We start from the raw sequence: 12,113 nt of genomic DNA, 5'->3' as shown, positions 1-12,113 counted from the left end.
CCTATTCCCTGTTCCCTATTGCCTATGTCTAATAAAACCCTCGGTTTAGATACTCCACTGTATAAATACCTATTATCGGTATCCTTGCGAGAACCCGATATCCTGCAAAAATTACGACAAGAAACCGCCACCCATCCAGATAGCGCCATGCAAATCGCCCCAGAACAAGGGCAGTTTATGGCATTATTAATTCAGCTTATGGGTGCTAAGAAAACCTTAGAAATTGGCGTATTCACAGGCTACAGTGCTTTAGCTGTCGCCTTAGCCTTACCCAAGGATGGCAAGATTGTCGCCTGTGATGTGAGTGAAGACTATACCGCCATTGCCCGCCGTTACTGGGATGCCGCCGGAGTCTCAGATAAAATAGACTTACGATTAGCGCCTGCTTTGGAGACTTTGGATGAATTATTGGCAGCAGGGCAAGCAGAAACGTTTGATTTTGCGTTTATCGATGCTGATAAAGTAAATTATCTGGCATACTATGAGCGATCGCTGCAATTAATTCGTCCGGGGGGTTTAATTGCTATTGATAATGTCCTTTGGAGGGGACGAGTTGCTGATCCTCAGATGCAAGATAAAAATACCGCCGCGATTCGAGCATTTAACCAAGCCATTAGTCAAGATGAACAGGTTATTTTAAGTTTAGTCCCGATTGCTGATGGATTAACTTTAGCGTTGAAGCGGCGTTAGAGAGAGCATTAAACCCGTTAAAACGGGTTCAATATCTTACCAGGAACAAATGACAACCTATAATTTTGCCAACTGAGTTAGGAACGAAACGATAACTGATGGTTAATGCAGCAATTGATAATCAATCCCCTGAACATGTAGTAATTATAGGTGGTGGGTTTGGTGGACTTTATGCCGCCCAATCGCTGGCGAGGGCATCGGTTCAAGTAACGTTAATTGATAAACGTAATTTTCATTTATTTCAGCCTCTGTTGTACCAAGTGGCTACAGGTGGTTTATCTCCTGGCGATATTGCTTCTCCCCTACGCGCCGTACTGAAGCGTCAGAAAAATACGCAAGTATTAATGGGAGAAGTGATCGATATCAATCCTCAGGATTGCTTGATTAAACTTAAGGATGGTAACACGATTAAGTATGATACTTTAATTGTGGCGACAGGTGTAAGTCATCACTATTTCGGCAACGATCAATGGGCAGAGAAAGCACCTGGATTAAAAACCATTGAAGATGCGTTAGAAATACGGCGACGCATTTTATCGGCATTTGAAACGGCAGAAAAAGAAGCTGATCCTGATCAACGTCGGGCGTGGTTAACCTTTGTGATTGTCGGCGGTGGACCGACAGGAGTAGAATTGGCAGGGGCATTAGCAGAACTGGCTCATAGTACATTAAACCAGGATTTCCGCCACATTGATACCGCAGAAACTCAGATTATTTTATTAGAAGGAATGGATCGAGTATTGCCTCCCTATCCACCCCAATTATCTGCCGAAGCGCAAGCGGAACTTGAGCATTTAGGGGTTCAGGTACAGACAAAGACGCTGGTTACCAATATAGACGAGGATCAGGTGACGATTAAAAGCGGCGATCGCACTGAACAGATTACCGCAAAAACGATCCTCTGGGCTGCTGGGATGAAAGCCTCCCCCATCGGAGAGGTACTGGCAAAGGCTACAGGGGTAGAGTGCGATCGCGCTGGACGAGTAATTGTTAATCCTGATCTGACTGTACCAGGATATGCCAATATTTTTGTCATCGGTGACTTAGCCAATTTCCCCCACCAATACGACGACGGCAAACCCTTACCCGGTGTCGCCCCCGTTGCCATGCAAGAGGGGCAATATGTAGCCAATTTAATCCAAAAACGTCTCAAAGGAGAAACATTACCTCAATTTCACTATACAGACTATGGTAGTTTAGCCGTGATTGGACGCAATGCGGCGGTGGTGAATCTCGGATTTGTGAAATTCTCCGGCTTTTTGGCGTGGTTAAGCTGGATTTTTGTGCATATCTTTTTCCTAATTGAATTTGATAATAAAATCATCGTTATGGTGCAATGGGCATGGAGTTATTTCACCCGGAATCGTGGCACTCGGTTAATTACTAATCCAGAGGAGTAATCGTCATTCTTCTTATGTATAGCACTACGCATTAAGGTTAGGACATATCAAGAAAAATTTAAATCGCTCAATCCCTTGTCAGGTAAGCGTTTATTGAATGGTAGGGGCGACCCGCTGCAAAAATGAACACAATTGACCTATAAATTTTATCGGGTCGCCCTACATCAGGTATCAGAAAAACCAAGGAAAATCGACATAAACCATTGCCTAAAAATAAAGTGTTAATTTTCTCTATGTAACCCTAAATTGCGTATAATTAATTATCGGAAACTACCACATTTGGCAGGGCGAGCAGGGCGAGTCGAGAGCAGTTATAGCGCTACGCGCCAGGGAATAGGCAATAGGCAATAGGCAATAGCACCATTGTAGAGACGCGCCATGGCGCGTCTCTACATAAATGATGTGTCCTAACCGCTATGGCGGTTGCTATACTTAGTGTGCTAAATTGTTAGTTTGATTTGCCATAATATTGGACAGCAATAGGGCTTAGCGGTGGTTCAAAACTCTCTCACCACGGACTTCCAACTAAAGTAAACGCACTCCAATAATAAGGATGAGTGAGTTCCTTTTTTGACAAATTAGCTAATGCTGGCGGTAAAGCAATTCGACGATTTGGCGTGATCAAGTAACCATCTTTTAATCGCACTTGTCCGCGAATCATCGCTAATTGTGCCTGTCGTAATGCTTCGGCTTTCAGAGGTGATTGCTGTAATTGTTCATAAAAACCTGTCATTAAGGCTAACGTGCCTTCATCACTGACATACCATAAACTTCCTAGGGCAGATTTAACCCCAGTTTGTACCGCTAATCCCGTAAATCCTAACTCCGCTTCTTCATTCCCTAAAGCCGTCCGACAAGCACTTAATACCATCAGTTCAGCCGTGGGGTCATGTAATCCCAATTGGCGGATATCACTCAGTCTGAGTTTACGATCCCAAAACTGAATATAAGAAGAACTGGGTTGACCCGATTTAAATTCACCATGGGTGGCTAAATGGATGATTCCAAAGGGTTGAGATGCCCTGGCTGTTTTCAAATTAGCGGCGGTAAAGGTTTCATTAAGGAACGATTTCCCCTGCCATAATTGAGTCGCGATCGCGGATAATTCAGTAGGTACAGCCGGTAAGGGATTTTGATCCGTAAATTGAGACGCACCCATAGCTAAAACCTGCACATCTCTCACATCCCGATAGCGGGTATCGGTAAGCGAAAGACTAGGCATGAAACCGATACTATATTGTTCAATGATAAATTTATCCCCATCATGCAAAACAGCCAGAGGTAGGGAACGTAATCCCTGATCCATAATGAAGGCTAGATTATTAATCTCTTGCGTCTTTAATTCTGTTTCTAAGGGTGCAATTAACCACTGATACAACTGTTGGGCATAACGTTGATAGGGACGAGGAATGCGAGTATCCGTAACGGCGCGGCGCAATTTTTTGGCAGTATCCATTACTTTTTCGCGGGTTGCACCCGGTATAGGGCGGCGTATGAGTTCTCCATTGGCGGTGACGAGGATAATTTCGAGTTGATCACTATCTCGTGAGGGAGACTCCTTGGCTGAAGATTGACTGTCTTGGCTGCGAGTTTGGGGCGCTACTGTGGTGGGTACAAAAACGGCGTAGATAAGTGCAGGTTTAGCCCCTGTAGCTTGTTCGATACGATGTAAAGTTGCCCGGGCATCTGCCAGAGTCAAAATGGCAGTATCTTGGAGTCCTAAATAGGTTTCATAGTCACGGGTTAACGATTCCTCCCATTTAGCAACCTGGGTGTCAATTTCGATTTCCGGCGGTTCGTCTTTGTCGGGAGGTAAAGTGGGTTCAGTCAGAGGTTTGAGTAAATTAACAGGATTGATAGAAGCGTTAGTTTCTGAAGTGGGGGACTCCGGAGGCAAAATTGGTGGAGAATCAACGCTGATAATTTGAATATTGCCCACCTGATGAGTAAATAGAAAAGATTGAGTTGGAGAAATCGTGAAATCGCCACTGGTAATCGTTCCCCTGGTTCCATTCGTTGTCCCATCACCCACGATAAAGGGAATGACACCATTTCCACCATGTCTCAACGTGATAGAATCTCCACCCAATCCTCCAGCCGTAGAGATGCTAGCGCTAATCCCATTCCGGTCAATAAATGTTCCCGTAGCGCGGAAAAATTGACCAGCAGTGATATCAACTTGACCGCCTTGACCATTATTTCCGCCTTGGGCGTTGATCCAGGTAACTTGGATATCGCCAATAGGGTCTAAAGTAACATTACCACCATCACCGATAGTACCACTACTATTAATTTTTCCGGTTGTAATTGCTGTCGCCGCATCAATTAAAATATCACCGCCACTGAATCCAGAACTGTTGAGATCATTCGTATTAATTTCTCCATCACGACTGGTTAATGTAATCGTTGCCCCTTGACCATTTCCCGAACTGGCATTAATATCGCCCGTGGTAATATCTTGAACAGCGCTTAAACTAATCGTTCCCCCATTGTTAGTTTGAGCATGACTATCGAGGATGCCGCTACGAGTATCAATCGACCCGTTACTGGTTAAAGTAATTGCCCGACCTGGATTAATAATTGTACCTGTCGTAATCCGTTGATTCGCTTGCAGTGTAATCGTGGCATCTTGAGTACCCGTTATCGTGAAGCCTGTGGTATCAATTGCCCCTGAACCAACAGGCGATCGCAAAATTACTGGAACCTTAAAGGTGATGTCATCTGCCACCGTAATTGTACCCTGATTCTCTTCCCCACCAATCACAAGTTGCTCAAATCCATCTTGGAATAGATTCAGTTTCTCGGCATCCAGATTCCAAGTATTACTATTACTATTCGTTGTATCTCCAATGGTTATATCGACAGTCGGGTCAAGAGGAGATAACACCACCATTCCTGTTCCTTGGACTTGTGGCGTTTGCGGGAAATTCGGATCATCAATCACCTGAACTTGATCCGCAATCAACGTTGTCGTACTCTCTCCCGTTCCTCTGGCTTGAATAAAACCATCTTGCACATTAATTCCGGCTGCACCATTAGCACCGATTCCCTCAAGGGTTAGATTTCCACCGACGGTTGTCTCCACACCACCCCCTCTTAAATCAATGCCATAGTTATTGTCTCCTGTTCCCTTACCCACACCAATTAGAGAAATCGCACCATTCCTGGCGGTAATTCGAGAGGTATTACTCTGGTTAGAATCTATTTCCTGAACCCTAATCCCATGATTTTCTGTTATTCCCGCGCCAGCAGTTCCCTCAATCGTAATACTTCCTGTTCCGGTTACCTCAACAATAGAACTGCGAAACAGTTCAACCCCATGGTTAAATTGATTTGAACCAGTTCCCCCCTCACCAATTAGCTGAATATCCCCATCTTGGGTACGAACTAAACCCGCTTGGTCAAGTTTGATCCCTTGACTACCATGTAACGTGCCTTCTCCTCCATTCCCGCCAATCCCCTCAAAAATAATCGTTCCTGTTCCCGTTGACTGGACAATTCCCCCCTGATTACCAATAGAAACACCATAATGTAAGCCATTGTCCCCAGAACCCCCAGTGCCAATGAAATGAATGGTGCCATCTTGGGAAGATACTGTAGTATTCTTAATCCAAATTCCCCGATTTCCTGGATTATCTTCGCTGAAAATTCCCCCGCTTCCTCCTGTACCGTTGAGAGTAATTGTTCCTTGTCCAATTGCTTCGACACGGCTACCCTGACTAATTTGGATACCGGGAATACCTAAAATCGTATTCTCCTCGGTTCCACCCCTACCGATAATTGAAATATGACCTGTACCCGACTCAACTTTTCCTGACGCGATCGCAACCCCAACCTGATTCGGTATAATTCCCCCAGCATCCGTCTGTATCTCTGCCGATGGGGTTACCTCGACCCCAGTTTCCACGGTATTCCCTGGACCTGTTAACAACGCGGCTAAATCCAGAGGGTTTGTCGGTAACATTAACCCCGCATTACTCCTCGGTAACTCCACCTCAAAACTTAACACTTGTCCCGATTGAGAGATTTTCACCAAACGAGAATTCGGCACCGCCGCGATTGCAATCCTTCCCCCAGATGCCGTCAACGTTCCTGTATTCACCACTTGTCCACCCAATAGGGCTAAATCCCGTCCAGGTTCAACTGCTAATTTGCCTGCATTAATAATGATTCCCCGTTGGGATAAATCAAAGGCAAATTGACTGGGTTCTCCAACCAAGTCCCGATAATTATTATCACCCAATGCATTAAACCAGTTATTGCCAAACCCAATTCCTGTCGCCGTTGTTGCGGTAAAATCAGCCGGGACATTCAGTTGAGCATTCGCGCCAAAAATAATTCCCGCCGGATTCATTAAATATAAATTTGCTGTTCCCCCGGTTACCTGAATCAAGCCGTCAATAATAGAAGGATTTTCGCCAATCACTCGTCCCAGAATATTTCTCAGTTCCGGCGTTGCCAGAAAATTAGCAATTTGATCTGAATCAATGCCAAATTCTTGGAAACTGTGGAATAAATTCGCTCCATCCTTTGACAAACTGCCACCTTGAATATCAAAGTTATCGCCATTTTGAATAACAGTTGTTCCAGTACTGTTAACGCCTGTGGCTTCGATAATGGATTGAGCCAATACTGGAGCAGCTATTACCAGTCTTACTGTTCCAGCTAAGAGAGTTAACAGGCAGATTTTGCACCACTGAGTAGATTTCATCAGGTTGATTGTTCCTGGCACAGACCAACTGAATTTTATCCCAGTGTTCGGCTTAATTTTTCCTCTAGCAACAAAAATCTAAAAAACGCTAAAACAATTTATAATGTAACGGTTTTAAATGAGTTGTGTCATCTTTTATTGCCTATTGCCTATTGCCTAAGACAAACCGAGCGAAGCCGAGGTGTTCCCTGCCCCCTAATCCCTCAAAACCGCTAAATGCAAAATCCCATCCCCCTGATTCACCAACGGATTCTGCGTGTGACCAATCACTAAACCATCAAAGGGTGCATACGCTTTAATGCTATTCTCACCAAAGGCATCGGAAATAATGCATAAAATTTGCTTTTTGTCAACGCGCTGACCCAATTTAACAGTGAGGCGCAAAATCCCACTCCGAGGCGCTCGTACCCACTTACTTTGCTTAACTTCTAGTGATGGGTGCAAAGACTCAGAGAACGTCAACTCAATCATCTTTAACCCCACCATCATCCGGAGGATACCCTCTACACCGATTGCGATCGCATCCGGATCAAATCGCAACGCCTCACCCCCCTCATACAAGAGAATCGGGATACCTCGCTTGGTTACCGCTTGACGCAATGATCCATCCCGTACCGTTGAATGCATCAGCAGGGGTGCAGCAAAGGCTTTAGCACAGGAATAGGTTTCTGAGTCATCCAAATTCGCCCGAATTTGGGGTAAATTTGTGCGATGTTGAGCCGCCGTATGCAAGTCAATCCCATGGGTACAGCGACTCACTACTTCAGTCATAAACAAGTCTGCCAAACGAGAGGCTAGAGAACCACGGGGGGAACCAGGAAAGGAACGATTTAAATCTCTGCGATCGGGTAAATAACGGGATTGTTCAATAAAGCCAAAAACATTAACAATTGGCACCGCAATCAGGACACCATGAAGTTGAGACGGATTAATCCGTTCTAAGACTTGGCGAATAATTTCCACCCCATTAATTTCATCCCCATGAATCGCCGCACTCATCCACAATCGTGGACCCGCCTGCACACCATTAATCACAGTAATCGGTAATGAAAGCAGCGTTTGCGTAGGTAAGCGGGCAACCGGAATTTCTGTGCGCTTCCGTTCTCCAGGCGCAACCGTAATCCCACCAATTGTTAGAGTTTCATGATTCACAGTTCAATGTAGAGACGTGCCATGGCGCGTCTGTGTGTAGGGGCGGGTTTCACGATTATCATTTCTTCCCTCACCCTTTCTTTAACTAAACTTTTGCATACAACCAACAAAGGACAAATGACGAAGGACAAAGGACAAACTAATACTGAATGCGATCGCGGGTTTTTCCTGATGCTGCATTTTTCTGCAAAAAGTCAATAATTTTCCCCGCCACATCCACACCCGTCGCGTTTTCAATCCCTTCTAAACCAGGGGATGAGTTAACTTCCATCACCACCGGACCATGATTAGATCGCAACAAATCCACACCCGCCACTCTCAATCCCATCGCTTTCGCCGCCCGTACCGCCGTACTACGTTCCTCAGGAGTTAACTTAATTTGTGCAGCATTACCACCCCGATGCAGATTGGAACGAAATTCCCCCGGTGCGCCTTGTCGCTTCATCGACGCCACAACTTTGTTATCAATCACAAAGCAGCGAATATCCATACCCCCCGCTTCTTTAATAAACTCCTGCACCAAAATATTGGCATCTAAACCGCGAAACGCCTCAATCACCGACTTCGCCGCTTGATGAGTTTCCGCGAGAACCACCCCAATCCCTTGAGTCCCTTCCAGCAATTTAATCACCAGAGGCGCACCGCCAACAATCTCAATTAACCCATCAATATCTTGAGTCGAATTAGCAAACCCCGTCACCGGAAGTCCCACACCTTCACGGGAGAGAATCTGAAGACAGCGTAACTTATCGCGAGAACGAGAAATGGCTTGGGATTCATTCGCCGTAAACACCCCCATCACTTCAAATTGGCGCACCACAGCCGTCCCATAAAACGTCTTAGACGCACCGATGCGAGGAATAATCGCATCTAACTCTTCCAAAACTTTCCCTTGATACACCACTTTGGGCTTATGAGACGTAATATTCATATAACAACGCAGGTAATTAATCACCCGCATGTCATGACCCCGCGCTTCCCCCGCTTCCTTGAGGCGTCGCGTGGAATATAGCGAAGCATCTTGGGACAAGATAGCTATTTTCATATCAAGAACTATAGAGTCGTTTGCTTAAGTTTGCGCTTCCCGGTTGCACTTTGGACAAAAGACCGACCCGCATCCACTAAAAAGCGTTTGCGGACAGCTTGACGCCCTAACAGCATTCGGAATCCCATGACATCTCGGTTCGTCAGGGTGAGTTCAATCAACCAGCGCTCCCCGTTTAGTTCTACCATAGTTTGGATCACGGGTCGTAACTGGGCGTGACCCCCAGAATTGCGAACCTGTCGCTGGTCAATCAGTTCCGCTTCGGCGGATACGGTGCGATGGGTATCGCGTTGATAGGGATGGACTTTGAACCGAACCATGGTTTTGTCATCCCGTGAAAAGGTTTCGACATCAAAGGCGTGTAAGGCGGAGGAACGCGCCCCGGTGTCAATTTTAGCTTTAATCTGGGAAATTCCTAGATCCGGCAAGGCGACTCGTTCCCGCCAGCCGATAATGGATAAAGATTTGGACATAAAGCACGGCAATACCTGTAGGGGCACGGCAATGCCGTGCCCCTACCATTGTGTTCTACAACGCCGCCTATCGCCAAAAGAAGCTAAAATTCCCTTGACGAGTCTCAAGGATAGAGCAAAACCATGACAAATGCATCTCCCATCCCCGTTGTTGTCAACGGTGCGGCGGGTAAAATGGGTCGTGAAGTGATTAAGGCGGTCAGTCAAGCCGATGATATGACCTTGATTGGTGCCGTCGATCATAACCCGAACTATATGGGTCAAGATGTTGGCGAAATCGCAGGTTGTGGTGCATTGGAAATTCCGATTCTGAATGATCTGCAAGCTACGCTAGTCATGGCGACTCAGGAACAAGTGCAAGGGGTGATGGTGGATTTTACCCACCCTGACAGCGTTTATGAGAATGTTCGCACCGCGATCGCTTATGGGGTTCGTCCGGTTGTCGGTACAACGGGACTCACGAGTGATCAAATCAAAGACTTGGGCGAATTTGCCGAAAAAGCTAGCACAGGTGCTCTAATCATTCCCAATTTTTCCATTGGCATGGTCTTATTGCAACAAGCCGCCATTCAAGCCTCCCAGTATTTTGACCACGTTGAAATTATCGAACTCCACCACAATCAAAAAGCCGACGCCCCAAGCGGTACAGCGATTCAAACCGCTCAACAATTAGCCGGACTCGGCAAAACCTATAATCCCGCTAAAGTAGAAGAAACCGAAAAACTGGCGGGGGCGAGGGGAAGTGTCGCCAATGACAACATTCGCATTCATAGTGTCCGCTTACCCGGTTTAATCGCTCACCAAGAAGTCATCTTTGGAGCTACCGGTCAAATCTACACCCTACGTCATGATACTAGCGATCGCTCTTGTTATATGCCAGGTGTCTTGCTTGCTATTCGCCAAGTGACTCAGCTCAAATCTCTCGTCTACGGATTGGATAAAATATTGTAATAAATAATGAATTCTCCGTTCCCTGTTCCCTGTTCCCTGCCACAAATGACCAATGACTAAAACCCATGCTAGTACCACTTACCCGCCAGAGCTTTGAGCAACTCATTCCTGTGATTGCTACAAGTTCCCAGTATGCTTATTACTGGGGAAAATTCCCAGACTTTTTAAAGCGACTGCTGATTTCGGTTGTCGCTGTTGTCGTTGTATTGCTCTTAGGACTCTTGTTAGGTGAGGGGTTTGATCCCTTGCTCTTTCTCTTAGGAATTATCGCTGGGTTGTACTGGTTTTGGAGTCCGGTCTACTGGGCAAGTCGGCGTAATATTGAGATACGTCGCTATAAATATAGTGGCTTCTGGCAAGGTCGAGTCTTGGATGTTTTTGTCACCGAAGAATTGATTGGTACTGAAGAAAATGTCAACAATCGGGGCGAGTTGGTGATTGTGGAAAATCGGGAGCGACGCCTGAATTTAGAAGTCGGTGACGAGAGCGGATTTAGCACTCTGCTACAAGCACCGCTACGCCGCACTCACAAAGGCATTGTTCCTGGTCAAATTGCCCAGATGGTGGTGATGTCGAATCAGCCTGATTTATCCCGTATTGCTAAGAGTAGTGATATTTATATTCCTCGCTTGAATATCTGGGTAAGTGACTATCCTTATGTACAGCGCACTGTGTTTAATCAGGTTAGTCGCCAGTTAACTCAAACCGAGGAGGACGATTATCCAGCTAACCGTGTGGTCAAGACTCGGCGTCGTCGGCGTTGAGATGGGGAAGCATGTAGAGACGCGCCATGGCGCGTCTGGGAAGCGGGGAAGGTTTTAGCTGTTTGATGATTTCTGCCAAGCTGCATTAGTCAGGGCGGGTTTAGTTACATTTGGGTAAGGAAAGAAACGATAGTAATAAAACCCGCCCCTACAAAATTGGTCAGGGCGGGTTTTGAACAAACGTTATTATCAATCAACGAAATGTAATTCCCTAAACCCGCCCCTACAACCCATACCCTCGAAGGATTCAATTTACACTGGTACTATCCTGCCCATACGCCTGCCATGCTAAGTCTACCAGTCCATTAACAATAGCCGCCGCGACAACTGATGACCCTTTACGCCCTTCTATGCGAATATGAGGCACTAAGGAATCTTCGAGTCGGGATTTGGCAACATCGACCTCAACAAATCCTGAAGGTGTGCCAATGACTAAGGCGGGACGGATTTCCTCTGCTTCAATCAGTTCCACCAATGCTGTTAGCGCCGTTTGTGCTTGACCCACCACAAAAATCCCCTCTGGGTAACGTCTGGCTAGGGTTTGAATTCCCCAAGCCGCCTTCGTTTTGTCTTTTTGCGGGCGGGTGATGGCTTCCATGCTGCAATAGACGGGATTGGCAAAGGTTTCTTGAATGTGAGGCGTAATTCCCACCTGTACCATCGGCACATCTACCACAATTGTAGTCCGAGCCGCTAGCGCCGCCGCGCCTGCTTGTAACGCACGTTCGGAAAACCGAATCAGCTTTTGATACTCAAAGTCGGCTGTTGCATAAATCACCCGGCGCACAATTTCGTATTCGGCGGGTGAAAAGGTATGAGCGCCAATTTCGCGATCGATAATTGCCAAACTTTGAGCATCTGTTCCGTGCCATTCCATGGTGTCTCTCAATCCCAACCCGATTTTTGAGCCGTGAAAACTTTAGGACT

At 46.2% G+C, this 12,113-nt stretch carries 9 protein-coding genes; 4 read left to right on the top strand and 5 right to left on the bottom strand.

All coding sequences use genetic code 11. From position 1 onward, the window contains the following. The first annotated feature begins 24 nt into the window (after positions 1–24). Both RID53_RS28650 and RID53_RS28645 read left to right on the top strand, forming a co-directional pair. The gene (locus tag RID53_RS28650; protein WP_446391335.1) at positions 25–690 is read left to right on the top strand and encodes a class I SAM-dependent methyltransferase; all 666 of its coding nucleotides are present in this window, start codon (positions 25–27) and stop codon (positions 688–690) included. Positions 691–788: 98 nt separating this feature from the next. Further along, complete coding sequence (locus RID53_RS28645; protein WP_446391334.1) at positions 789–2,090, top strand: NAD(P)/FAD-dependent oxidoreductase; 1,302 nt, start codon at positions 789–791, stop codon at positions 2,088–2,090. Between the two features lie 508 nt (positions 2,091–2,598). Here RID53_RS28645 and RID53_RS28640 read toward each other — a convergent pair. The 4 genes from RID53_RS28640 to RID53_RS28625 form a co-directional block, all read right to left on the bottom strand. Beyond that, the gene (locus tag RID53_RS28640; protein ID WP_446391333.1) at positions 2,599–6,801 is read right to left on the bottom strand and encodes a CHAT domain-containing protein; all 4,203 of its coding nucleotides are present in this window, start codon (positions 6,799–6,801) and stop codon (positions 2,599–2,601) included. A 195-nt stretch (positions 6,802–6,996) separates the two neighbouring features. After that, entirely contained in the window at positions 6,997–7,953 is a 957-nt protein-coding gene (locus RID53_RS28635; RefSeq protein ID WP_446391332.1) for a succinylglutamate desuccinylase/aspartoacylase family protein, read from the bottom strand. Between the two features lie 139 nt (positions 7,954–8,092). Further along, entirely contained in the window at positions 8,093–8,998 is a 906-nt protein-coding gene (rimK, locus tag RID53_RS28630) for a 30S ribosomal protein S6--L-glutamate ligase (RefSeq protein ID WP_446391331.1), read from the bottom strand. Positions 8,999–9,006: 8 nt separating this feature from the next. Further along, entirely contained in the window at positions 9,007–9,471 is a 465-nt protein-coding gene (locus tag RID53_RS28625) for an ATP-dependent zinc protease family protein (RefSeq protein WP_446391330.1), read from the bottom strand. Positions 9,472–9,594: 123 nt separating this feature from the next. On the opposite strand from RID53_RS28625, the gene dapB reads away from it, so the two are divergent. Together dapB and RID53_RS28615 are read left to right on the top strand one after the other, a co-directional pair. Beyond that, a complete protein-coding gene (gene dapB, locus RID53_RS28620) occupies positions 9,595–10,422 on the top strand; it encodes a 4-hydroxy-tetrahydrodipicolinate reductase (RefSeq protein ID WP_446391329.1) in 828 nt (275 codons plus the stop codon). 65 nt (positions 10,423–10,487) lie between these two features. Beyond that, entirely contained in the window at positions 10,488–11,186 is a 699-nt protein-coding gene (locus RID53_RS28615) for a phosphate ABC transporter permease (protein WP_446391328.1), read from the top strand. 247 nt (positions 11,187–11,433) lie between these two features. Here RID53_RS28615 and RID53_RS28610 read toward each other — a convergent pair whose 3' ends face one another. Further along, on the bottom strand, positions 11,434–12,063 hold the full coding sequence (locus RID53_RS28610; protein WP_446391327.1) for a precorrin-8X methylmutase: 630 nt from the start codon (positions 12,061–12,063) through the stop codon (positions 11,434–11,436). Positions 12,064–12,113: the final 50 nt, after the last annotated feature.

The organism is Coleofasciculus sp. B1-GNL1-01 (genome assembly GCF_040220235.1).
Taxonomy (GTDB): Bacteria; Cyanobacteriota; Cyanobacteriia; order Cyanobacteriales; family Coleofasciculaceae; genus Coleofasciculus.
Note: the sequence above shows the minus strand (reverse complement) of the source record. Positions and strands in the feature narration are given on the sequence as shown.

Excerpts from the sequence above, each read along its gene's own strand:
- RID53_RS28640 (WP_446391333.1), bottom strand. The coding sequence starts at position 6,801 with ATGAAATCTACTCAGTGGTGCAAAATCTGCCTGTTAACTCTCTTAGCT.
- RID53_RS28650 (WP_446391335.1), top strand. The coding sequence starts at position 25 with ATGTCTAATAAAACCCTCGGTTTAGATACTCCACTGTATAAATACCTA.
- RID53_RS28645 (WP_446391334.1), top strand. The coding sequence starts at position 789 with ATGGTTAATGCAGCAATTGATAATCAATCCCCTGAACATGTAGTAATT.
- dapB (WP_446391329.1), top strand. The coding sequence starts at position 9,595 with ATGACAAATGCATCTCCCATCCCCGTTGTTGTCAACGGTGCGGCGGGT.
- RID53_RS28625 (WP_446391330.1), bottom strand. The coding sequence starts at position 9,471 with ATGTCCAAATCTTTATCCATTATCGGCTGGCGGGAACGAGTCGCCTTG.
- RID53_RS28615 (WP_446391328.1), top strand. The coding sequence starts at position 10,488 with ATGCTAGTACCACTTACCCGCCAGAGCTTTGAGCAACTCATTCCTGTG.
- RID53_RS28610 (WP_446391327.1), bottom strand. The coding sequence starts at position 12,063 with ATGGAATGGCACGGAACAGATGCTCAAAGTTTGGCAATTATCGATCGC.
- rimK (WP_446391331.1), bottom strand. The coding sequence starts at position 8,998 with ATGAAAATAGCTATCTTGTCCCAAGATGCTTCGCTATATTCCACGCGA.